25 protein-coding genes are annotated in these 20,772 nt (G+C 69.5%); 8 read left to right on the forward strand and 17 right to left on the reverse strand.

Features of this window, described 5'->3' with window-relative positions:
* Nucleotides 1-196 precede the first annotated feature (196 nt).
* From ABEB28_RS36330 to ABEB28_RS36345, 4 genes are all read left to right on the forward strand, one after another.
* A complete protein-coding gene (locus tag ABEB28_RS36330; protein ID WP_345732819.1) occupies nucleotides 197-835 on the forward strand; it encodes a hypothetical protein in 639 nt (212 codons plus the stop codon).
* Nucleotides 836-1,193: 358 nt separating this feature from the next.
* Nucleotides 1,194-1,883, forward strand: coding sequence for a hypothetical protein (locus ABEB28_RS36335; RefSeq protein WP_345732820.1), 690 nt, complete (start codon nucleotides 1,194-1,196; stop codon nucleotides 1,881-1,883).
* Between the two features lie 577 nt (nucleotides 1,884-2,460).
* On the forward strand, nucleotides 2,461-2,958 hold the full coding sequence (locus ABEB28_RS36340) for a hypothetical protein (protein ID WP_345732821.1): 498 nt from the start codon (nucleotides 2,461-2,463) through the stop codon (nucleotides 2,956-2,958).
* Nucleotides 2,959-3,806: 848 nt separating this feature from the next.
* Nucleotides 3,807-4,220: a hypothetical protein gene (locus tag ABEB28_RS36345; RefSeq protein WP_345732822.1), complete on the forward strand. Its 414-nt coding sequence runs from the start codon at nucleotides 3,807-3,809 to the stop codon at nucleotides 4,218-4,220.
* An 88-nt stretch (nucleotides 4,221-4,308) separates the two neighbouring features.
* Here ABEB28_RS36345 and ABEB28_RS36350 read toward each other — a convergent pair whose 3' ends face one another.
* The 12 genes from ABEB28_RS36350 to ABEB28_RS36405 form a co-directional block, all read right to left on the reverse strand.
* Nucleotides 4,309-4,524, reverse strand: a complete 216-nt coding sequence (locus ABEB28_RS36350) for a hypothetical protein (RefSeq protein ID WP_345732823.1) — start codon at nucleotides 4,522-4,524, stop codon at nucleotides 4,309-4,311.
* 138 nt (nucleotides 4,525-4,662) lie between these two features.
* Entirely contained in the window at nucleotides 4,663-5,640 is a 978-nt protein-coding gene (locus tag ABEB28_RS36355) for an ABC transporter permease subunit (RefSeq protein WP_345732824.1), read from the reverse strand.
* Nucleotides 5,628-6,536 carry an ABC transporter ATP-binding protein gene (locus ABEB28_RS36360; RefSeq protein ID WP_345732825.1) on the reverse strand — a complete coding sequence of 303 codons (909 nt, stop codon included), beginning with the start codon at nucleotides 6,534-6,536 and terminating at the stop codon, nucleotides 5,628-5,630. Before ABEB28_RS36360 ends, ABEB28_RS36355 begins: the two co-directional genes overlap by 13 nt.
* On the reverse strand, nucleotides 6,533-6,928 hold the full coding sequence (locus ABEB28_RS36365; RefSeq protein WP_345732826.1) for a GntR family transcriptional regulator: 396 nt from the start codon (nucleotides 6,926-6,928) through the stop codon (nucleotides 6,533-6,535). The genes ABEB28_RS36360 and ABEB28_RS36365 overlap by 4 nt, the downstream gene beginning before the upstream one ends.
* A 152-nt stretch (nucleotides 6,929-7,080) precedes the next feature.
* Complete coding sequence (locus ABEB28_RS36370) at nucleotides 7,081-7,662, reverse strand: NADPH-dependent FMN reductase (RefSeq protein ID WP_345732827.1); 582 nt, start codon at nucleotides 7,660-7,662, stop codon at nucleotides 7,081-7,083.
* Nucleotides 7,663-7,669: 7 nt separating this feature from the next.
* Entirely contained in the window at nucleotides 7,670-8,215 is a 546-nt protein-coding gene (locus tag ABEB28_RS36375; protein WP_345732828.1) for an alpha/beta fold hydrolase, read from the reverse strand.
* Between the two features lie 14 nt (nucleotides 8,216-8,229).
* Nucleotides 8,230-9,378, reverse strand: a complete 1,149-nt coding sequence (locus ABEB28_RS36380; RefSeq protein WP_345732829.1) for an FAD-dependent oxidoreductase — start codon at nucleotides 9,376-9,378, stop codon at nucleotides 8,230-8,232.
* 80 nt (nucleotides 9,379-9,458) lie between these two features.
* Nucleotides 9,459-10,127 carry a TetR/AcrR family transcriptional regulator gene (locus ABEB28_RS36385; protein WP_345732830.1) on the reverse strand — a complete coding sequence of 223 codons (669 nt, stop codon included), beginning with the start codon at nucleotides 10,125-10,127 and terminating at the stop codon, nucleotides 9,459-9,461.
* Nucleotides 10,128-10,540: 413 nt separating this feature from the next.
* Complete coding sequence (locus tag ABEB28_RS36390) at nucleotides 10,541-12,022, reverse strand: hypothetical protein (protein ID WP_345732831.1); 1,482 nt, start codon at nucleotides 12,020-12,022, stop codon at nucleotides 10,541-10,543.
* A complete protein-coding gene (locus ABEB28_RS36395) occupies nucleotides 12,019-12,420 on the reverse strand; it encodes a helix-turn-helix domain-containing protein (protein ID WP_345732832.1) in 402 nt (133 codons plus the stop codon). The genes ABEB28_RS36390 and ABEB28_RS36395 overlap by 4 nt, the downstream gene beginning before the upstream one ends.
* Nucleotides 12,421-12,557: 137 nt before the next feature.
* Entirely contained in the window at nucleotides 12,558-13,172 is a 615-nt protein-coding gene (locus tag ABEB28_RS36400; protein WP_345732833.1) for a response regulator transcription factor, read from the reverse strand.
* On the reverse strand, nucleotides 13,169-14,398 hold the full coding sequence (locus ABEB28_RS36405) for a sensor histidine kinase (protein ID WP_345732834.1): 1,230 nt from the start codon (nucleotides 14,396-14,398) through the stop codon (nucleotides 13,169-13,171). The genes ABEB28_RS36400 and ABEB28_RS36405 overlap by 4 nt, the downstream gene beginning before the upstream one ends.
* Before the next feature lie 137 nt (nucleotides 14,399-14,535).
* On the opposite strand from ABEB28_RS36405, the gene ABEB28_RS36410 reads away from it, so the two are divergent.
* Nucleotides 14,536-14,958, forward strand: coding sequence for a hypothetical protein (locus ABEB28_RS36410; RefSeq protein WP_345732835.1), 423 nt, complete (start codon nucleotides 14,536-14,538; stop codon nucleotides 14,956-14,958).
* A gap of 43 nt (nucleotides 14,959-15,001) precedes the next feature.
* Nucleotides 15,002-15,187 (forward strand): hypothetical protein, encoded by a 186-nt coding sequence (locus ABEB28_RS36415; protein ID WP_345732836.1) that lies wholly within the window; start codon nucleotides 15,002-15,004, stop codon nucleotides 15,185-15,187.
* Nucleotides 15,188-15,650: 463 nt separating this feature from the next.
* Here the strand turns inward: ABEB28_RS36415 and ABEB28_RS36420 are convergent, their stop codons facing one another.
* Complete coding sequence (locus tag ABEB28_RS36420) at nucleotides 15,651-15,842, reverse strand: hypothetical protein (RefSeq protein WP_345732837.1); 192 nt, start codon at nucleotides 15,840-15,842, stop codon at nucleotides 15,651-15,653.
* A gap of 75 nt (nucleotides 15,843-15,917) precedes the next feature.
* Between ABEB28_RS36420 and ABEB28_RS36425 the strand changes: the two genes are divergently transcribed.
* Nucleotides 15,918-16,838 carry a hypothetical protein gene (locus ABEB28_RS36425; protein ID WP_345732838.1) on the forward strand — a complete coding sequence of 307 codons (921 nt, stop codon included), beginning with the start codon at nucleotides 15,918-15,920 and terminating at the stop codon, nucleotides 16,836-16,838.
* Nucleotides 16,839-17,499: 661 nt separating this feature from the next.
* Here ABEB28_RS36425 and ABEB28_RS36430 read toward each other — a convergent pair.
* The 4 genes from ABEB28_RS36430 to ABEB28_RS36445 all read right to left on the reverse strand — a co-directional run bounded on the left by ABEB28_RS36430 (nucleotide 17,500) and on the right by ABEB28_RS36445 (nucleotide 20,361).
* The gene (locus ABEB28_RS36430; RefSeq protein WP_345732839.1) at nucleotides 17,500-18,090 is read right to left on the reverse strand and encodes a hypothetical protein; all 591 of its coding nucleotides are present in this window, start codon (nucleotides 18,088-18,090) and stop codon (nucleotides 17,500-17,502) included.
* A gap of 758 nt (nucleotides 18,091-18,848) precedes the next feature.
* Complete coding sequence (locus ABEB28_RS36435; RefSeq protein WP_345732840.1) at nucleotides 18,849-19,454, reverse strand: hypothetical protein; 606 nt, start codon at nucleotides 19,452-19,454, stop codon at nucleotides 18,849-18,851.
* A 133-nt stretch (nucleotides 19,455-19,587) separates the two neighbouring features.
* Nucleotides 19,588-19,752: a hypothetical protein gene (locus tag ABEB28_RS36440; RefSeq protein ID WP_345732841.1), complete on the reverse strand. Its 165-nt coding sequence runs from the start codon at nucleotides 19,750-19,752 to the stop codon at nucleotides 19,588-19,590.
* A gap of 465 nt (nucleotides 19,753-20,217) precedes the next feature.
* Nucleotides 20,218-20,361, reverse strand: coding sequence for a hypothetical protein (locus tag ABEB28_RS36445; RefSeq protein ID WP_345732842.1), 144 nt, complete (start codon nucleotides 20,359-20,361; stop codon nucleotides 20,218-20,220).
* Between the two features lie 171 nt (nucleotides 20,362-20,532).
* Between ABEB28_RS36445 and ABEB28_RS36450 the strand changes: the two genes are divergently transcribed.
* Entirely contained in the window at nucleotides 20,533-20,760 is a 228-nt protein-coding gene (locus ABEB28_RS36450; protein WP_345732843.1) for a hypothetical protein, read from the forward strand.
* The last annotated feature ends 12 nt before the right edge of the window (nucleotides 20,761-20,772 follow it).

Below are 20,772 nucleotides of genomic sequence, written 5' to 3' on the forward strand. Positions count from 1 at the left end.
GTGCTCGGCGGAGTTCGACGCCACGAGCGCGACGCGCCCTGCCCTCCCGTCCCGGCGACCGGATTGCAAACAGTCCAATGTGTCGTCTAGCCGACGCTTCCTGGGAACGCGCCGTAACAGTCGACATTCTCGGCTGGGTCGCCGGAGGGTCCGGCGAGATACGGGGTGCACGAGAGTGATATGTACGCGTTCCCGAATGGTCGCGCTGCTGGCCGTCCTGGCCGGGGCCTTGGCGGTACTGGCGCCGTCGCCGGCCGCAGCGGCCGAGGACGATCCGCCGCCGCTGACCATCACGCGCTACCCGGACAAGTTCCCCTGGGCCGACGCGGTGATCGACCTGCCCTGGACCGGGGCCGTGCTGAAGGACGGCACCGTGTGTCCCGGTGGCCGGATCGATTTCACTCCCAATCCGGACTACCCGAGCTTCGGGCGAGCGACCGTCGGTAACTTCAACTACAGCATCCGGCTGGAGGAGTCCGGCGGCGTCACCACGGCGAACGCGAGGGAAGCGATCGTCCAGCTCAGCTGCCAGCGCAGCGACAACTACATCGGGACGAACTTCCACTACCTCTACTACTTCAAGTGGAGCGGTTCGAAGAACTCTTCCAAGGGCGCTTACTACCCGGTGGTGCGCGACTTCATCACCTCCGGTGACGCGTCGTCCAGCTCCACGCACCTGGTGACGTTCATCGACGGCCGAGTCGGCGCGATCGACGTCCGGCACTTCCTCTACCAGCGTGGATCGTGGCTCCGCACGTTCACCTGGACCGCCGACGGATTCGTCGCGAACGTTCCGCTGCCGTTCTACCCCGAGGCCGACACGCCTCCGGTCTGATCGCGGAACGGGCCGCCTCCCGGCACGGGGAGGCGGCCCCCGTCAGCCTGCCGATTCACCCAGCATGCGCCCGTAAAGGCAGGGTGATGGGTTTGGGGCCCATTCGACGCTCGAACTTACGGAGATTGCTGAGGTCAGCGCTATCGCTGACCGGCCACCACGTGCACGAATCGCCACCGCGGACCAGAAGTTGCTGGTCCTCCTCGTGCTCTCGAAGCGAACCGCACCCGTACGGACGGCCGACAATTCAGCTCGCGATGCCGCCCGGCTACTCACATGGTTCGGCCCGACGGTGGTGCTCGAGTATGAGCATGGATCCGCCCACAGCCGGTGGACCGACAATGGTCCAATCCTTCCGATGAAGACTTCAGGGAGCGTTCCGCGGCGGGGCTGGGTGTCTCCGGTAGCCGTAGCCGTCACCGTGCTGGTGTTCGTCGCGGTGGCTCTCGCGATCGCTACTCGGTCGGGCTCGGCCGACGACTCGGCCCGTTCCACTGATGCGTTGACCGCGCCGTCGCAGGTGTCCCGTCTCTCGGAGGCCCGGCAGGCCGAGATCGCGCACGGCTGCGGCAGGTCCTGGAACGGGAATTCGTCGGCGACCGGGACGATTTACAACTTGGTGGGCCTGCCCTCCTACGGCTGGGTGTTGATCTACGCGCCGGGTTACACCGTGGTGTGCGAACTGAACGGCGAAGGCGGGCCGTACAACGCTGGCGGCGGTGAGACGACTCCCGCCGAGCTGGCCCTGGTTGATGTGCCGTACCAGATCGACCACGACGAGGGCGGCATACGTGAAGACGAGGCGAACCCCGGCGGGTATCGGGTGATCGCCGGTCGGGTGCCGCCGGAGGTCGACAGCATCCGGATTACGCTCACGAACCGCGTCGCGTCGACCCGTACGAACAACGGCACGTTCCTCATCTGCTTCAACTACAACGACGGCGACTGGCTCTGGGGCGGGCCGCCCCGGATCGAGGCGTTCACGGATGGTCCTTCCGGCGGGGCGGTCGCCGTTCCCTCCGGCGGACCGGCCGCGCGCTGGCGTTGACGAGCCGTCAGCTCCAGTGCTGACGTCGACGGCCGCCAGCCGCAATTCGAACCGCGACCTTGTCACCGTCTGGAGTCCACAGCAAACTCGTCGGATGCCGGGGGGAGCGTGGCGTGGAGCGGCGATCGGCTTCGCGGTGGGTGTGGCGTTGGTTGGCCTACTCATTCTTTTGCCGAGCGCGGTTCAGGGGTCCTTCTACGAAATCACTGATTCGTTGCTGGTTTTAGGCGTTCCGCTAGTGGTCGTAGCGACGGCCGTCGGCGTCGTAGTCGGGGCGTCGGGTCGCCGCGCGCTGACGGACCGTTCACCGACTGCGCCTCTTCCACCCTCCCGGCTCGTGCTGATCGGAGCGGCGGCGCTCGGCGTCTGCGTCCTCGCCGGGTTGCTGTTCCTATCCGGGACAGGAATTCTCCGCCTGCACTAGCTGCAGTGCCTGTCGAACATCGCACCTGCGCGGAGCGACTGAGCCTCTGGCGGTCGCCAGCGGTCAGCGGCCCGTTGGTGGGTACCCGGCCGCGCTCGCGGCGCGGCCGGCATCGACCGTGCACTCTGCGCGACGCTCTAGGCTGCGACGGACATGGTGCGCGGGACGGGCGACGCCGGAGCGGGGATGGCGATGCGGCGAGGATTGTCGGCGGGGCTCGTACTCGTCGGGGTGTTGCTCGGGGCCGGATGCGGCGACCCGGAACCTGACCTCAGTGCGGGCGCCCCGCCTTCGTCCGCCGGGCCGGTGTCGGCATCGCCGTCCCCGTCGGCCTCGACGTGGACGCAACTGCGCCTCGAAGTACCCCCGCAGGCGACCACGGACGGCACCCCGGCCGGCCGGCTCTGCGCGTACCTCACCGCGCTGCAACCGCGCCTGGAGCGCGAACCGAGCGCTGAGGAAGCACGTAGCGTGCTGGCACGCAGGCTCGCGAAACTCGGGGGCGCGGAGGCCGACCTGCGCGACGCGATCACCACGCAGCTGGACACGCTGACCTCGCAGCGCTGCCCGGAAACGCGCGAGGCAGTGCTGAGCGCGGTGGGCGCCGACGACTTCCGCGCTGCGCTGGGGCTACCCACGGCCCTACGGTGACCGCGCCTGCGGCGGCACCGCAGGCCTGGGTGATCATCGAGACTTCCGCCTCCGTGGCCTCGTTAGCGTGATCAGGGCGGGAACGAGGACGGCTCCGCCGGCCGGGAGCTGGCGCCAGCGCGCTACGGACGGCCTGGCTGATCGACAACCTGCTCAACTACGGTCCTTGGCGTGTCGTCCAGATCCGCCAGGTCGCGGCTCGGGCACGACCCGCTGATACCGGTCGCTGGTCGGTTCAGCCCGGGGCAGTTGGCTGCGATGGCGCGCGATAAGAAGGTCGGGGTGCGCGTGGCGGTCGTGGCCGATAGCCCAACGCCAGCGGACGTGCTGGTAGCTCTGGCCATGGACTCGTCGCCGGCGGTGCGGCGTGCGCTGGCTCGCGGTATTACGGCGCCGCCGGAGGCTCTTCGAGCACTAGTGCAGGATGCGGACTGGAAGGGTGCGGGACGCGCTGGCGGAGAACGCTGGGTGCCCGGCAGAGGTCTTGCGGGAACTGATCGAGGATCCGCATTGGTCGGTCCGAGCCTCCGTGCCCTTCAATCCTCGTGCCGACGATCGGGTCCGAGCCGCCATCCTGCGCTCGGCCGATGAGACCCTCCGCTACCTGCTCGCATGCGCTGGTTGCGAAGCTCGCATCCCGCTACGGCGGTCAACCGCCGGCGTCGCGCGTGCGCCACGGCAGCCCCGCGGGTGACCGGCCGGAGGCCGGATGCGCCGGACTCGTCTCGCCGATGGCGTCACCAGGCGTCCACGTCGCCGCCCGCAGGCGGACCGCTAAGGCCAGTTGATGGGTGCTCGGCCGTCTCGTTCGTCGCCCTGCTGCGACGGTAGTCGGGCAAGCTGTCGCGGTGACCGATGAACCGCTCAGTGACGCCGCGGCGGCGCGGCTTCGGCAAGCGATCACCGCCGTGCAACGGGATCTGGACGTGATCGGTGCCGAGATCGGGTTGGTCGGCGCTTACAGCGGCGGCTATCGGATCGTGTTGACCGACACGGGTGACTTCCTGAGTGGCGAGCCGCTCTACGCAGACGACGAAAGCGACGCGCTGTGGTGCGCGGCGAGCAATGCTCAGGCCCTCGTCAACGAGTTCCGATGGCAAGTTTGGCCGGTATGTCCCGAGCACGATCTGGGCCTGCACCTCTGGTCGGCGGGCGCTGGGCCGGACTGGACACTGGACCACACGGACTGGAACGTGCCGGCCTGGCGATGCCGCGCCGGAAAGGGGCACGAAGTCGCGCTGGTCGGTGAACTATCCCGTTAGCACCGCGCTGGCAACCGCGAGGCCCGCGCCCTAGCCACGCGTACGGTTCATGCGTTGGCGGCGAGGTGCTCGATCGTCGTGAAGCTGATCAGCACTCCGAGATCGTGGCGACCGTCCGGTCGGTGGATCGGATCGGTGAGGTCGACGAATGGAGGAGTAGACCGCACCTGGCGAGGAGGACATCGATCGACGGGAAGTCGGCGGGGAGGCTCACCGGCTCGTAGTCACTCGTCATCGGCAGGAGTTCGCCGGCCAGGCGCACCGAGCCCCGAGTCTCCTGCGCGGCCTCCCAGTAGGCGGTCATGGCGCCCGCAGGCAGAAGAGTCGGGTACGCGCCCTCAGGTGTCCGCGGCAACGGAGTGGCGTCCCACGTCGACACGCCGCCCGGCCGACAAGCCGAACAGCGTGTCGACCACCACTGTGAACGTTCGTGGTCAGGGCGCTAGATCATGCGGCGCCGTACCCGCCACACCACCACCCCGATCAGGACCGCCGCGACGGCGATGAACAGGGCCGTCTCGATGAGCTGGAACGTCCAGAACCGATCGGCCGGGTGGTAGACCCCGAACTGCTGGATGCCCCGCGCGTGCAGGAACTGGTTGAGGTTGGTGCCGGCCCGGTTGGCGGCGTCCTCCAGCTCGTAGTACTCGGTCGAGCTCAGCCTGCGCCCGGTGGCGTCTGCGTAGCCGTGTTCGATCATCCAGTCAGCGAAGCTGGGCACGGGCCAGTGCCCCGCCTGGTCCTTCGAGCCGCCGACGGGGACCGGCTCCATGGTGGTGAGCGGTGTGGCGTACGCGGGACGAGCCAACAGCGCCACCGACATCCGGGCGGCGAGGAACGCCCCGAACGCGACGCCGAACGCGGGCAGGCTGCGCCGCAGGATCGCCCCCGCGGCGGTGGCGACGCCGAACGCGAACAGCGCGTACGCCACCGGAACAAGTCCCTCCAGGTCGAAGGCGTCGTACTGGAACCGCCCTTCCCACGCGTCGAATGGCTGACGGAACCAGGTGAGCACCGCGGTGAACATCCCGGTGAGCGTGACGGTGACGCCGGCCAGTGCCGCGAGCTTGGCCGCCAGCCAGCGCATCCGCGGTACGGCCTGCGTCCAGGCGAGCTGCCAGGTGCCGTCCTCCAGTTCGCGCGCGAGCAGCGGCGCACCGAGGAACGCACCGATGACGACGGGGACCAGATAGAAGGCCGCCAGGAGGTTCTCGACGTACCCGTACTCCTCGTCGAGCCGGCGGAAGGAGGCCGCGCAGGCGTCGTTGTTGCCGGCCTCTCCCGCACACCGGGCGGGACCGCCGGGGAACAGGTCGTGGGCCTGCGTCCCGAGCACGAGCAGGGCAATGCCGAACATGCCGACGAGCAAACCCAGGACGCAGACCTCGGTCCGGTGCTGGCGCCAGATCAACCACGCCATGCCGCCACCCCCGACGTGACCGCCGCGCTCGGCTCGGACGGCCGGCGCAGGTACGCCAGCACCAGGTCTTCCAGCGCGACCGGCTGGGCCTGCCACCCAGGCGCGGCCGGGATCGCGCCGTCGCGTACCAGCAGGGTCGTGTGCCGGTCGCTGTGGACAGCCTCCACGACGGCGCCGGCCCGGTCGAGGTCGGTGGCCGTGCGCGGGCCGACGAGCAGCCGGTGCTCGGCGAGGAGGGTGTCGATGTCACCGGCGAGCGTGACCCGGCCGTGGTTGAGCACGACCAGGTGGTCGCAGACGCGCTCCAGCTCGTGCACGACGTGGGAGGAGAACAAGACGGTCACCCCACCTTCGGCCACCGCGCCCATGAGGACCTGCAGGAACTCGTGCCGGGCCAGCGGGTCGAGGCTGGCCACTGGCTCGTCGAGGACAAGCAGGTCCGGCCGCTTCGCCAGGGCCAGAGCCAACGCGACCTGGGCCTGCTGCCCGCCGGAGAGCGTCCCGGCCCTACGGTCGAGCGGGATGCCCAGCTTCGCCAACCGGCGCTCGGCCAGCCCTTGGTCGAACCGCAGGTTGCAGGCCCGGCCGAAGCGGAGCATCTCGGCGACGGTGAAGCGCTTGTACAGCGGGTGGTCCTGGGCCAGGAACCCGACCCGGGACAGAGTTTGCGGGGTGCTGGCCGTGACGTCGTGGCCGAGGACCTCCACCGTGCCGGTGCTCGGTGCCAGCAACCCGACGACCAGGCGCAGCAGCGTGGTCTTGCCCGCGCCGTTCGGCCCGACCAGGGCGATCACGCCGCCCGCCGGCAGGGCCAGGGTGCAGTCGCGCAGCGCCCAACCCCTCCGGTACCGCTTGCCCACACTGTCGGTGCGCAGCGCGAATTCGGTCGCTGTCACGCCACGTCCTCATTCCTCGTCTGCTGGTGGACAGCAGTGAAGAGCGCGTTGACCGCCCGCTCGTCGAGGCCGGCCGCGTACGCGCGCCGCAACCAGGTCGCCAGGCCGCGGCCCAGCGACGTATACGTCGATGCCGACATCACGGCCGACTGCTGTTCATTGACGAACGTGCCCTGGCCGGGCCGGCCGGTGACCAGGTTCTCCTGTTCCATCTGCCGGTACGCCTTGGCGACGGTGTTCGGATTGATCGCCAGGTCCTCGACCACCTCGCGGATGAGCGGGAGGCGGTCACCGGGTTGAAGAAAGCCCAGCAGCACCGCCTGGCGGACCTGCTGGACGAGTTGCAGGTACGGCGGCACGCCGGAGTGGGTGTCGAGCCGGAAGACGAACACGGTAGCCCCTTACTGCTTTACTAGTGCCATAGTAAAGCAGTCAAAGAGAGCCGACGCGCCCGCACGACCGCGGCACCAGATCCGTGAGCTGATGGCCCTGATCGGCGCAGAACCCGGCGGAGGCGCCGGCGGTGCGAGCACCTCGTCGATCGTCAGGTCGCTGGGACCGGGTCGGCGGTCGTGTGGAGCGGCGCGAGCGCGGCACTCCAGCTGATCAGCTGGTCCAGCATGGTGGTGAGGGCCTGCTGTTGGTGCGGGGCAGGGGTGAACTCGCTGAAGTTGGCGAAATCGTTCCACAGGCTCAGCGAGACCTGAGCGGTGACGTGGGCGATCTGTAGGGCGCTGAGCGTCAATCGGAGTTGTTCGACGGCGCGGACGCCACCGTCGACACCGTAGGAGACGAAGCCGGCGGCCTTGTTGGCCCACTCGCCGTGGACCCGGTCCAGGGCGTTCTTCAGCGCGCCCGGGGCGGAGTGGTTGTACTCGGGGGTGACCAGGACGTAGCCCTGGTATCGGGCGATGGTGCGGGCCCAGCTTTTGGTGTGCTCGTGCGTGTAGACGCCGCGGGCGGGTGGCACCGGCTCGTCGATCGCAGGAAGGTGGTGGTCGGCCAGGTCGACGAGTTCGAAGGTGGCGTCGGTGCGCTGCTGGGCGAGGTCGAGCACCCAGTGGGCGACGGCTTCGCCGTTACGGCCCGGGCGGGTGCTGCCGAGGATGATCGCGATCTTGAGCATCAGTGGATTACTCCTTGACGGGGGTGTCGCCCAGGAAGGCGTCGATGGCGGCGAACGTGGCGTCGGGGGCGTCTCGCACGGGCAGGTGGCCGCCGGGAACGAGCGCGAAGCGCGAGCCGGGAATCGCCTCGGCGTACCGGCGGCCGAATTCTGGGGACACGACGGCGTCGTGCTCGCCCCAGATGAGAAGTGCCGGGACGGCGAGCTCGCGGATCCGGTCGAGAAGGGTCGGGTCTTCCCAGGTCCCTCCGGCATAGGTGCGGAGCGCGGCTAGGTTGCCGGGTGGTGGGCCTTCCTGTTCTTCGAGCAGGTTGAGGTAGGTGGCGGCGAGATCGGCGACGCTGGACAGGGTCTCCGGACGGGGGGTCCCGTCCCAGCCGGGGTGAACGGGCGCGAGCACTCGATGGAAAGTGGCGAGATGGTCGCGCAGGGAGTCCAGGCTTGCTGGCCCAGCGGCGCCGTGTAACAGCAGAACGGGATGTTCGCTCCGGCTGGCCTCGCGCACGATGAGCGCGAGACCGAGGCGGAGGTGGAGCGGGTGGTTGTCGGTCATGACGGGGTCCTCCTTCAGTGGCCGTCGGCGGCGTAGGCGGCGAACTGGTCGAGGAGGCTCTGCGGTGCGTTGGCGTCGAAGCAGAGCGCCAGGTTGTCCGCGGCCTCCTGGGAGGCGCCGGTACTGCGGGGGAACAGGTCGCGTTCGTAGGCGGCGAGGGCGGCTTCGACGTCACCGGGGTGCGCGGCGATGGCCTTGCCAAGTTCGGCGCCGTCGAACATGGCGAGGTTGGCGCCCTCGCCGGCGAACGGGGACATGACGTGCGCGGCGTCGCCGAGGAGGGTCACGCCAGGGACGCGATCCCAGCGGTGCCCCACTGGCAGCGCGTTGATGGTCCGGGGGACCAGCGGGCTGTCGGCTTCGGTGATCAGGGCCTGTAGCTCCGGCGCCCAGTCGGCGAAGTGCTCGAGGAGAATGGCTTTCGTCTTGACGGTGTCGGTGAAGTCGACGCTTCCGACCCAATCCTGCGGCGCCTTGAGCGCGATGTAGAAGTGCAGGCTGCCGTCCGGTTCCCGGTGGGCGAGGAAGCCCTTGTCCGGGCCGAGCGCGAACAGCATGCCGCTACCGACTACGGCGGCCGGCCCGGGGTGCCGGGCGTCGGCGTCGTGGAGGTCGACCTCGACGAACGACATCCCCGTGTATGCGGGTTGGGCGTCGGAGACGAGCGGGCGGATCCGCGACCACGCACCGTCCGCGCCCACCAGCAGGTCCGTCGTGGTCGTGGATCCGTCGGCGAAGGCCAACTCGTGCCGGCCGCCGCCGATCGGGCGGGCGCGGATGACCTTCGTTCCCCACCGGATCGCGTCGTCCGGCAGCGAGTCGAGCAGCAACTGACGCAGTCGGCCGCGGTCGACCTCCGGTCGGTCACCGGCCTCGCCGGCCGCCGAGGCTTCGTCGGCCTCTTCCATACGGACGCTGTTGCGCTGGTCGAGGATGCGCATGGCCTGGCCGCCGGGGTGAATGATTCCGCGGAACTGGTCGAACAGTCCGGCGTCACGCAGCGCGAGTTGGCCGTTGTGGTCGTGGATGTCGAGCATGCCGCCTTGCGTGCGGGCGGACGGTGAGGCGTCCACCTCGTAGATCGTGGCGGGAATGCCGTGGACGTGGAGGACCCGGGCCAGGGTCAATCCACCCAGACCGGCTCCGACGATGGCGATGTTCATGACTCTCCTTTTCGCGAACAAGTTCTTAACGAACACGTTCGGTATGGACGTGCGTCGGTCAGTTGATTGGCCGCGATGATTCAGTGGGCGCGAAGGCCGTCGATGAGCGTGCCGAAAGCCCAGCGCATCCGTTCCTCGCCCGTGCCGGAGAGCAGCTCGTCGCGGACCCGGATCAGGTTGGGATAGGTGTCGGATTTCGCTTCTGCGACGGCGATGGCGAGGTCCTCGTATTCGCCGTCGGCTTCCGCCGCCTGATCGCGGCTGCCCTGTTCGGCCGCGGTGGCGGTCGCGTGTTGGAGCAAGATGTCGACGCCCCACGCGGCCTGCCGAGGAGGGACGCCACCGGTATGCAGCAGCCCGAGGACCGTGTCGATCAGGCGTAGGTAGTGCGGACCGGACGGGCGCAGTATCAGCACTGAGCGAGCGAGGCTCGGATACGCGAATAGCAGTTCGGTGTAGGTGCAGAGCACGTCGATGAGCTGGTCGCGCCAACTTCCAGCGCCGCCGGCAGGGCTCCGTTCGGCGATCAGCTCGTCCAGTAGTGCGCCGTGTAGTTCTGCAGTGTTGCGGACGTAGACGTACAGCGAGGCGGGACCGGTATCGAGCTCGGACGCGAGTCGCCGCATCGTCACTCGCTCCAGGCCCTCTTCGCGCATGATGCCCAGAGCCACCGCGACCAGTCCGTCCCGGCTGAGGGGCGGCTTGGCCGGACGATCGCGGCGACTCACAGGTACTCGGCGCGGGCTCATGAACATGATCGTAGCGAACGTGTTCGTTACCGCCAATTCTCGGACCGGCGCTGTGGAGGGCCCGCTCCGGGACCCGGCCGGCGCACCACCGCTCGACCACGCGACATCCAGTTCGGCAAAGCCATCCGACCCAGCCTGCCATCCGTCCCGCGGGCGGCTGGACCACCCGAAATCCAGCCACGACACGCCGCCGACCCGCCGAGTCGCGTCTGGACGTTGTCCGCCGTGCGTCCGGCCGTACTTCGTGAGCTGCGGAATGTGAGTCAGCTCGACTTCGGGTTGGGGTGAGTCCGCAGGGCGTCCGTGGCCGACGAAGCCGCCTGTTGCGGTCCGTTTGCTGCCAGCGCGGTTGCTGCCGCGTGCAGCGCGTCGGTCACACTGCAAGGATCGCCTGTCCTTCAAAGGTTCGGATGTCAATCGAGGAGACCGATGCTGGCGAGCACCGCCGAGCGGTAGAGCACCAGCGGGTCGGTCGACCTGTCCAGGCGCACGAGGACGATCTGGTCCCGCGGGCCGAGCGACGTCCGGCCGCTACCGCCATCGCGGAGCGACACGACGATGTGTCTCCCGTCCGGGGTCGCAACGATCTCGCCGAGCCGTTGATCGTCGCCGACGTCGAGGAGTTCGGTGCGTCGCCCGTAAATGTCCGCCATGAGGAGGGCGTCGTTCCGCTCGTACAGCATGCGGCCACGGGTCAGCGCGAGCCTGGGCTGCGCGTGCGCCGGTGCCCTGGTGACGTCACCGCCCGCGGTGAGGGTGAAAACTTCACCCCCGGGTGAGAACCGCAGTCCGGCCGGAGAATTGGCGTCCATCCCTGCGACACCGGTAGCCGCCGGCGTCGCCTTCACCGAACGGAGCTGAGCGATGGCCAGATCCGACGACCAGACGCGGGTGGGCGACGGCGTCCCGAGGTCGGGATCCTCGTCCACCTCCGCGATCAGCGCGTAGTCCCCCGCGAACGTCGCGGTGACTCTCCCGAGATCCGTCGGCCCGCCGATGATCGGGCGGACCTTCCCGCTCGGAAGGTCGACGACGAGCAGGCGGGCGCCTGCCGTCGCCACGGCATAGCGCCCGTCCCGGGCCAAAGACACGTCGCCGACCGGGCGCACCAGCGTCCGCACCGCACCCGCCGGGCTGATCAGGCTGAGCGCCCGGAGCCCTCGCACCAGATGCACGGCGACGAACGCCCCCTCGGCGAACACACCCCGCGCGAACGCCGGGACGGTCGTGCGCACGGCGCCCGTCGCCGTGTCGGCGATCACGAGCGAGCCCGACTCTTTCGCCGCTAGGTACCGGCCATCCGACGAGACCGCGGTCGGATACTCCGGCAGCCTCACCGCCTTCGACGGCGCACCGGACGCCAGATCGATGCCGCCGAAGCGCGAGCTCGCCCCCTCGGCCCAGTAGGCCCCACCGTCACGAGCGAGTTCGCAAATACCCGCTGGCCGGATGATTCGCCGATCCGGTCCGATGGTGAGGCAGCCGGTGCCCGTGGCCGTAACCGTGGCCGACAGTGGGAACACGCGATCGGGGTGGACGGAGTCCGGCAGCGTCACATCAAATACCCGTCCCCCGCTCAAGAAGGCCGAACGCCGTTCGTCGCCCGGCCACCGGGCAACCGTCGGCAGTGTGGGGTTCCCCTGAGCGAGCCGCACGTGCTGCCGGACGGGCGCAACGCCGGCGATGTCGTCGCCGAAACGCGCGACCGCCCGCAGCCCGAGGATGTCGGTGCGCGACTCGTCCGGCGTCCGGGTCAAGAACACTGCCGGGCCCAGCCCGGTCACCCCCGCCGGAAGCGCGTTGACCCGCTCCGGCAGCGAGTCGTCGGCGCGGGACCCGACACAGCCGCCGGCAGCCAGCACCAGGACCACCACCACCGCTACCACCCGCCTCACGCCGTGAGCCGCACCCGGTAGGCCGACGGGGACTCGCCGCAGTTCTGCCCGAACGCCCGGGCGAACGCGCTGACGTCGGTGAACCCACTGTCACCGCGATCTCCCCCGGACGGTGCCGGCAACGTCAACAACGCCATCGCACGCATCAGCCGTGCCCGCAGCAGATCCGTACCCCACGACATCCCCACCGCCGCCGGGAATTGGCGGCGCAGCGGGCCCGGAAACCGCGTCGGCAGGCAACCGCGCAATCGGCCACCGCACGTCTGTCGGCGGCAGATGAGGGAGGTAGGGATATGGCGAGCAGTCTCCGAAAGATTCGGTCGAGCCCAACGACGCCACCCGACTGGTAAACGCCGTCCAGACCCCAGCAGTCGCACTGCCCGGTTGGCCACGGTCATCCTGACGGATAGGAAGGCACCCTGAGCTGCTGGCAGGGCGCGGACTGATCTAGTCAATCGCCCGTCCTACCAGGGGCTCCTTCATGTACGCCACCGCCCTGACCGGATTGGACAAGGGTTGGGAAGGGTTCATTGATTCACTCGCCTGCTTCGGTGCGCGGCGGGTATTCGTCGATCAGTGTGCGCACGTCGTCGACAGGTTCAGCGACGGCGGCCCACTTGGTGCGGATCCGGGTCAGGTAGGAGCGCACCGTGGGGATTGTGACGCCCATGCGCCGGGCGGTGGCGGCCAGCGTGCTGCCGGTGCCGTAGAGGTAGAGGGCGCGTGCCTCCTGCGGGGACAGCTCGGGCGGATCGTCGTTGATCAGACTCATCAGTTCGGCGGTGAGGGCCACTTGCCCGTTGTGGACGCTGCGGATGGCGTCGGCGAGCTTGGTAGCGTCGTCGTCCTTGACCAGATACCCGCTGGCGCCGGCGCGGACGGTCGCCCGCACGTGGCGCCGCTCACCGTGGACGGAGAACACCAGCACCCGCGCGCCGGAACGGCGCAGCCTCGCGACGTTGGCGGCGGCGTCGGTGCCGTCTTCGAGTCGCAGGTCGAGCAGGACGACATCGGCCGGCGGTGCCTCGGTGAGATGCACGCTGACCGTAGTCGCGGCATGGACGACGTCGATGTCGTCCGCCCCGGTGAGCAGGGCGCGCAGCCCGGCTGGCACCAGCTTGTCGTTGTCGACGATCGCGACCCGGATCATGCCGGCCACCGCAGGTCGACTCGGGTGCCCTCGCCGGGGTGGCTGTCGATGCCGGCCGCGCCCCCGACCTCCTGCATGCGGGCGGTGATGGACTGCTGGATGCCGTACCCGAGCGCGGTGGTTCCAGGGTCGAAGCCTGCGCCCTGATCGACGACGGCGACGGTGATGGCGGGTGAGGAGTGACGGTCGGCCAGAGCGGTCAGCCGCACTCGGCTGGTGCCCGCATGCCGGGCGACGTTCGCGAGGGCCTCGCCGGTTGCGTGGCGGAACGCGTGAAGCACCTCGGGCGGCATCGTGTCGGGCAGGTTGGCGAAGTGGTATTCCACGCGCAGCCCTTGGGTGGCGATCTCGTTGCCCGCCTCGACCAGCGCGAGCGAGAGTTCGGTGAGAGTACCGTCGGGGTCGTCGGGGGTGACCCCGCGTAGCACGTTGGCGCTGATCGCGGCCTGACGCCGCACCCGTTCGTCGGGGTGACCGGCCGGGCCCCGCCCGGCGATCGCGGTCAACACCCGCAGCGGCCCATCGTGCAGGGCCCGGTGCCTGCGTAACTGCTCGTGGAAGTGGCGCATCCGTTCCTCGTTCTGGCTGCGCCGGGCGGCCACTCGTTCCCGCGCGGTGATCACCTGCTCGGTCGCTGCGTCGATCGCGTCGGCGACCCCCCAGAGTCGGCGGATGAACAGGCAACAACAGACGGCGGTGACCACCTGCCAGCCGACGATGTTCGCGATGGAGGCCAGGTCGGGATAGTTGGGTGACGGAATCTCGGTCGCGCCGAACCCGGCCGCCAGTACCAGGCATGCGCCGATCGTGGCGTGCCAGGACGCGGTGGCGAGGGCGACCGCCACGCCGGTGGAGACGGCGAGCGGCTCGAAGTCGGGTACGGCGACCGTGGCGAATGCCTCGGCGGTCAGCGCCCAGGGCAGAGTGGCCGCAGCGGTGGCGGTGACCATGACGTCTCCGGCCAGCACGGCTCGGGGGATCGGCTCGCGCCAGGCGACAGCGGTCAGGAACACCAGGTTCCACGCGGCGACCGTCAGGTAGGTGCCGGCGGCCAGGAGCGTGTTGGTGAACCCGTGCGCCTGGTTGAGCGACACGATGCTGAGAGCGACCATCGCCAAGGTGCCGAATCGGGACAACAAGATCACGCCGGTGGCGATTGCTCGGATTCGCTGGTGCAGACCGACCGTCAGTGGCAGAACCGAATCCCTGCCCACCTCGCTGTCCACGCCCGCAGTTTGGCATGGCTACCGCGCACCGTCGATGCCGCACAGATGCGGCATGGACGCCGGACGTACTCCGATTCCACACTCGTCGACAGAACCCGCTCCGAACACCGTCCAGCGTTATTGGGGAGGCGTTTCTGGTGACCGAAGCCAGCATTCGCAGCGATTCGGAACCTACTCACCCCGCCCGGCCCCGAAAGGCGACGACGGCAGCTGTTCTGCTGATCGTGTTCGGCGGCCTGGGCCTCCTGTTCGCCTTGCTGGTGATGTCGTTCGTCAACGATTCGGCCGACCATGGACAGTCGATGGCGGGGATCGCGTACGTCCTGGTCTATGCCCAGTTCGCGCTCTCGGGGACGCAGATCGTCTCCGGCGTGTTCGTCTGGCAGGGCCGCGATTGGGCCCGCGTCCTGGCGATAGCGCTGTGCTCGCTCAACATCGTCGGTGCGGCGGTGACGCTGATCAGCGGAGCGGTCTTTCAGGCGCTCCTGGCCGTTGCGCTGAACGTCGCGCTGATCCGAGCGCTCAACGACGACGACGTTCGTGCCTGGTGTGACCGGTAGGGCTTGCTCCATGACGATTTCAGATAGGCCGGAAGCCAGGACGATGGCGCATGCACAGATGGACGCGGCACTGGCGGAAGGACGCGCCGAGCCGCTGGCCAGCTACGTCACCGACCTCGTCTTCTACGACCACCGCTGGTGGCTCCTCGGCCGGGAGCACTGGTCGCTGCTGGAAGACCCGGGTCTCCTGGCGGAACTGAGCCGGCCGCGGATTTGGATCGAGGAGTGAGAGCCCGGTCGACGCTATCCGTGTGGAGCCGGCCGGCAACGAGGCCGGGCAGCTCTGTCCGGGGTGCGCGAAACGGTGTGTCTTTCTGCAGGCGAGGGGGTGACCCGTGCGGTGGGTGGCGCGGTATCGGGAGTCCCACTCGCAGGTCCAGGTCCAGGTTCTTTTCGTCGTCGGCATCGCGCTGGTCATGCGCGTCCTCGGCGCGTTGGCCATTGCTCTGAGCGTGCGGACCCCGGTCACCAGCGCGACCTCTCCGATCACCGTAACGGCCGCTGATCCCATCCAATGAGTACGATTACGGGAGCCCGCTGTGTGGCCGAGCCTTCCCCCGCAAGCCCTCTCCACGGCTGATCGTGAGGCGCTCGGACGCCCCGAGACGGTGTTCCGGTCTCGCCAGCCGGTTTCGCTGAGAATCGCGGCATCGGTCGTCGGCGGTGGCTGCGCCACGGCCATCGTCCTGGCGCTACTCGGTCTGCCATTCATCGGTCTCGTGATGCTTGCCGTCGTTGTCGGATCGCTGGGCATCTGGCGACTCCTGCCTCCAGCCCTCGAGCGTCGCTGGCTCGCCGTTCACGAGCACGGCTTCGTCGACGTCGTCGAGTTTCCAGTCGGCCCTCCGGTCCTCCAGACCGTCCGGTGGAGCGAGGTAGCCCACGCACAGTTGTCGAGCGACCCCGCTGATGCCTTCACGCTCGCGATCCGGCCGCCACCGGGAGCAGCCTCCGCTCCGATGGCTGGCGCCCTTCCCGCGGAGACCCGCCATGCCGAGGTCGCACCTGGCGGATCGGCCAGCGCGCTGCCGGCTGCGCTTGGCAACGATGGAGCAGCACCGCGATTGCTCTCCCTGACCGGTCTCGCGCCCCGAGGCCGGCTGATCGACACGATCGGACGTCACGTTCCTGGCAGCATCGACCCCACGGCCCAGCGGAACTGGGCCGAGGCCCACCAGCATGACCGTCGAGTCGCCGCTGGCCTCGGCGCACTCGTTGTCGCAACCCTGCTCCTCACCGTGATCCTGCCCGGCAGCGGCTCGGCCCAGCGATCCGTCGCCGGGTCGTTCACCCCGCACAGCGCGCCGCGGAGCTACTCCACTGCTATCGACTCTCCCCTCCCGCCGGTCTACAGCGAGACCCCCTCAGCCCCCACCGCACCGGACGAGGGATCCAGCGGCGTGGTCTCCGGCATTCCCGGCTCGACCTACGACTACGCCGCCGTCTGCGACGGCACCGTGTTCCCCGACGCCCCGGCCTACACGGGCCCACCGCGCCACTACGTCTACGTCGACGTCGAAGCCCGAGGCCACGAGGCGGAGTACTACCTCGGCGATCTCAGCGCCTGGGAGTCTGACACCCCGAGCGAGATCCAGCTGGTCGCCTGCGTGCAGTACACGCTGGGCAGCGTGATCGGCAGCTGCCGCTATCAGGGAACAGGCGGCAAGGTCCTCACCCAGACTCTGCGCAACGCCACGTACGAGGTGTGGGTCCGGTCGGCGCGGACCGGCCAGATGGTCGGCCACAGCAGGTTCCGCGGGAGTGTCAGATCCTGCGAGGAAACGATCGTGACCTTCGGCGGCAGAGCACCGTCGATACAGATCACTCGGCCGAGCCTCGCCCAGCTCCGGAGCTCCATCGGACGATACGTGACCGGCTGACCCCTACTGCCCCGCGTCATCGGACCCGCTCCGGGGCACGAGGCAACCGTCCTCATAGCGGCGATCACTAGTGGGGGTGAACAGCACATCTGACGCCAGGGCTTCTCGGAAGCGGCCAGCGTCTTGTTGACCGAGCGGGCCGTCTGGTCGCCGGGCGAGGAGCAGCCGCACCCCATCTGCGCCGCTAACTCGCGGACGGAAAGGGCGGCACACGGGCGTCCATCGATTGATAAGGCGCGGGTACAGCCGGTCGCCGATCGATCGCTGAGTAGTCGGGACAGCGCGGCGCCGTCCCGCCGGTGTGGGATGCGCCGGCGAACACCGCTTCGCCCCGCAACGGGCACTCACCCGCCGCCCTCGCAGGAAGCACCGCCGAGCAATGCCTGAGCATCGACCGTGCCTGGTGGCGACTCCACCGCGGCCAACCAGGCCACCACTACTCGGACCTCTACCACGCCCTACTCATCGACGCCGCTGACCTCGCCACCGCAATCGACAACAGCCAACAGCCGCTTCACGCCAACTAGCGTGCTCAGACTCGCCAACTACCGTGCTCAGTCACAGAGCGCCGCCGCCTGCCGGTTGGTAAATGCCCGTGATGAGGGCTCCTCGAGAGACGCATCCAACCAGGGCCGGCCCGGGCGGCGGCCCCGCCGACCGCTCACGGGACCGGGCTGATGCTCCGCACGATGCGTTCCAGCTGCTCAACCGGTACGCGGTGTCGCCCGGAGACGAGGATGAACACGTCGTCGCCGGTGCGTACCACCGCGAGGTGCTCGGTCCCGTCGGCGTCGCTGTCGGCGCGGATCTGCGCGGTCCCGACCGGGACGTCGAAGCTGCGGAGCTCGGTCCCGCGGTAGTACGCGGCGGCCAACCAGTCGGCGATCTGGGCGCGATCCGCTGCCGGTGTGGTCGCCTGCGGCCGGATCACGGTGACGGAGATGTAGTCGGCGGCACCGCGATCGTGGAGGCGGGTCGTGGATCGCGCGCTCGGGACACCCGGCAGCACCGACCGGCATATTCCAGGCTCGGGCGGCATCGCGCACGTCGTCGTGGTCTCTCTCGGTGGCGCTTCCGCGGTGCCCGGCAGATACCCGATGCGGAACCCCTCCAGCGGCTGCTCGGGCACGGCGGTCGTCGCGTGGGTGCTGGTGGCCGGCGGGGGCGTCGCCTCGGGACCGGTCCGCGTCAGCTGAGTCGCGACCAGGACGACGACTGCCAGGGCCAGGATCCCGCCGGCTACGCCGCCCATCGCAGCCGACGACGGCGCGCGCCACGGCTACCGTCGTCCACGGGTGCGGCGTCCACACGCAGTGTCTACACCAGAGGGCCCACGGAGCGGGTCGCGACCTGGAATTCGCGACGCGCGGGCATGCAGCGACTTGGCGTGATGGTCGCCGGTCCAGCGCACCGGGCGTCAGCTCGGCCGGCCCGAGCACGCCAGTTGCCCTCTGATTGCCGCCGCCAGCGGCGCGAGGCTTGGCGAGAAGGTTCTCGGTGGCGCGGGCCCGCCCCCATAGCCAGGGCGACCGACCCCGTCATGTGGTCGTCGCCGGTGTGAGGCACCGCGGCGTGCTCGCGGGCCGGGGAAAGGACGTGCGGCAGACACCTCCGCGCCCCGCCTCGGGCGACAAAGTGAGGGACTAGGAGTCTCTGGCGCGATCCAAAATTTTGTTTGTATTCCGATTCCTGCGTGCTTGCGAGAGAGCGAAGGTGCCTCCCGCAACAACACTCGCCACCGCGCCTGGCGCCCATACGCTGAGCTCCGAGTCCCGCACAAGCGCGAGAACGCCCACGACCAGGAGCCCCACCAGGGCGATCACGGCGCCGAACCAGGGTGACCGAGGGCTGCCTATGCTCATCGCGGTCCACCAATCTAGAGCCCGTCGCAGCGAGGGCAGTTTGCCGTGGCGCACCCGACCCTCGGGGCGAAACGACCGATTTGGCCGGCTGGGCGTGGCCGGGAGAACGCCACCCGGTCGTGCCCCGGCTTCCGGAGGCCGCTGCGTATCACCGGAGCACCCAGAAGTCACCGCGGCGCTGGACCATGGAGATGTAAGTCCAGGTCATCGACACGGCGCGGTCGCCGTGAGCCTCGTGATAGCCGTCGGCGGCCACCGTGAGGGCGACCGGTCCGCGGGCGATCCGGGTGGTACGCAGCTGGAACCGCAGCAGTGCCTCGGTCGCGAGGAGACTGATCAGACCGGCGAGGGCGAAGGCGAAATCGCCGGTCGCCGGCCCGGGCGCAGGACAGCGCGGCCAGAGTGCAGGCGTCGGCGCGTTCGCCGGGTGGGTTGTAGCGGGCGGCGGCCAGGGTCGCGATGGCGGTGCGGGCGTGGTGCCCGTCGAGGTAGGCGGCCTGGGCGTCCGGGGTGTGCGCGACGTAAGGCTCGGTGTGCGGCTGGCAGGGCTCGTGGCGCCCGAGCGGACCTCCGCGGCGGCCGAGGCGGCGTGGTCGGGTGGAACCTCACCGCAGAGCAGCGCGTGGAAGAGCGCTGTGGTCAGCGCCGCGCGCAGGAAGGGGGTCAGGGCGTCGGGCTGGCCGGTCAGCGCGGCGCGCAGCAGCCCGACCGCCTCCCCGGGACGATGTTGTCCGCACAGGACATAGGCGCGCAAGGCGACCAGAAGCGTGTTGGTCCAGTGCTGCGCGTCCGGCGGCAGGTCCGCGCTGAGCGTGAGGACACCCGGGTAGTCGTGGGGGTCGCCGCGAGCGTAACGGGGGTCAGGCGGGCGCGGGCGCGCGCCTCGGCTAGGGACGTGCGGCGGGGAGGTAGGCGTTCGGGCGGTGGAGGAACCAGACGACGAGGCTCACCACGACGATGCCGGTGGCCGCGCCGAACAGAAAATCCGAGCGGGTGAGGGCCAGCACGGCGAGGCTCACGAGGCCGAGCACGGTCCAGTACACCAGTGTCATGACGAAGGTTGGACCAGCCCTTTCCGCCACACCACTCGGACCTGGGTCGAACGCCAATTCGGATCCGCCGTGGCCCGCGCCTACGCCGGCCATGAAGGTCGCACCGACGCAGGCACCACCGCGACCTACGTCCGTGCCGACCTCTACGAGGTTGCCACTGCGCTCGCCGCGCTCACGGGCGAACCTCACCCCCTCGCCCAGCTCGCCACTTCCATCACAGGTACTTTCCAGCCCAGCCGCTAAGCGGGCTTATGTCCTGTCAGGACTGGCCGTGCAGCTTCCCGGGCCGTGTCGATGTCGATCAGGTTCGGCGGCGCCGACCAGCTCGCCGCTGCCTCCGACGCAGGCACGCCAGACGCGGGATAGGCACCCTGTCCGGGCGGGTAGAACGGGTCAGCTCCCGACGAGGGGGGTTGCACCGGGCTCACTCCAGAACGAAGTACAAGGGCGGTCTGCGGTGCGGCGCTACTTGTTCCCGTCGGGGTGGGCGTGCGCCGGATAGCCGAACGTCTCGGTCGACCCGCTGCCGGACCCTGCGACGGCGGCCGACGCCGCCCCCACGACGAGCGCGGCGACGAGGCAGAGGAGCGCCGGTAGCCGGCGGCGCACAGGGAGACCGGCCGACGGCCCTGAAAGCGGTGTTTGCACGGGTTTACTTCCCGGACGAGAGGCGGAGGGTCAGCGTCGGCTGGAGCCTACCGGACCGACGACGGCGAGCCGTTCGACCGATACGAGTAAGGCCAGCAGCCCGGCTCCCGGGCGCGCCGCACGCCGGACGCCGTGAGCGCGGCGAGGATCTGCCCGGCGCTCGCGCTCGTGGCCATCAGTACCCCCCAGTCCAAGGTCAGCCCGACCAGCGCGGGATCGGAGCAGGCGATGAACTCGGCGTCGTACCAGGAGTCGCAGTCCTCGTGGCCGACGCCGCACAGCTCGGTGCCCCAGATGTTGTCCCAGGCCCAGTCCCAGAACTCCTCGCTGTCGCGGTCGGCGGCGGGAATGTGGATCTAACGGTGTTTCTGG

The organism is Cryptosporangium minutisporangium (assembly GCF_039536245.1).
Lineage (GTDB): Bacteria > Actinomycetota > Actinomycetes > Mycobacteriales > Cryptosporangiaceae > Cryptosporangium > Cryptosporangium minutisporangium.

Excerpts from the sequence above, each read along its gene's own strand:
- ABEB28_RS36330 (WP_345732819.1), top strand. The coding sequence starts at position 197 with ATGGTCGCGCTGCTGGCCGTCCTGGCCGGGGCCTTGGCGGTACTGGCG.
- ABEB28_RS36335 (WP_345732820.1), top strand. The coding sequence starts at position 1,194 with ATGAAGACTTCAGGGAGCGTTCCGCGGCGGGGCTGGGTGTCTCCGGTA.
- ABEB28_RS36340 (WP_345732821.1), top strand. The coding sequence starts at position 2,461 with ATGGTGCGCGGGACGGGCGACGCCGGAGCGGGGATGGCGATGCGGCGA.
- ABEB28_RS36350 (WP_345732823.1), bottom strand. The coding sequence starts at position 4,524 with ATGACCGCCTACTGGGAGGCCGCGCAGGAGACTCGGGGCTCGGTGCGC.
- ABEB28_RS36355 (WP_345732824.1), bottom strand. The coding sequence starts at position 5,640 with ATGGCGTGGTTGATCTGGCGCCAGCACCGGACCGAGGTCTGCGTCCTG.
- ABEB28_RS36370 (WP_345732827.1), bottom strand. The coding sequence starts at position 7,662 with ATGCTCAAGATCGCGATCATCCTCGGCAGCACCCGCCCGGGCCGTAAC.
- ABEB28_RS36375 (WP_345732828.1), bottom strand. The coding sequence starts at position 8,215 with ATGACCGACAACCACCCGCTCCACCTCCGCCTCGGTCTCGCGCTCATC.
- ABEB28_RS36380 (WP_345732829.1), bottom strand. The coding sequence starts at position 9,378 with ATGAACATCGCCATCGTCGGAGCCGGTCTGGGTGGATTGACCCTGGCC.
- ABEB28_RS36385 (WP_345732830.1), bottom strand. The coding sequence starts at position 10,127 with ATGAGCCCGCGCCGAGTACCTGTGAGTCGCCGCGATCGTCCGGCCAAG.
- ABEB28_RS36395 (WP_345732832.1), bottom strand. The coding sequence starts at position 12,420 with ATGACCGTGGCCAACCGGGCAGTGCGACTGCTGGGGTCTGGACGGCGT.
- ABEB28_RS36400 (WP_345732833.1), bottom strand. The coding sequence starts at position 13,172 with ATGATCCGGGTCGCGATCGTCGACAACGACAAGCTGGTGCCAGCCGGG.
- ABEB28_RS36415 (WP_345732836.1), top strand. The coding sequence starts at position 15,002 with ATGGCGCATGCACAGATGGACGCGGCACTGGCGGAAGGACGCGCCGAG.
- ABEB28_RS36425 (WP_345732838.1), top strand. The coding sequence starts at position 15,918 with ATGGCTGGCGCCCTTCCCGCGGAGACCCGCCATGCCGAGGTCGCACCT.
- ABEB28_RS36430 (WP_345732839.1), bottom strand. The coding sequence starts at position 18,090 with ATGGGCGGCGTAGCCGGCGGGATCCTGGCCCTGGCAGTCGTCGTCCTG.
- ABEB28_RS36440 (WP_345732841.1), bottom strand. The coding sequence starts at position 19,752 with ATGACACTGGTGTACTGGACCGTGCTCGGCCTCGTGAGCCTCGCCGTG.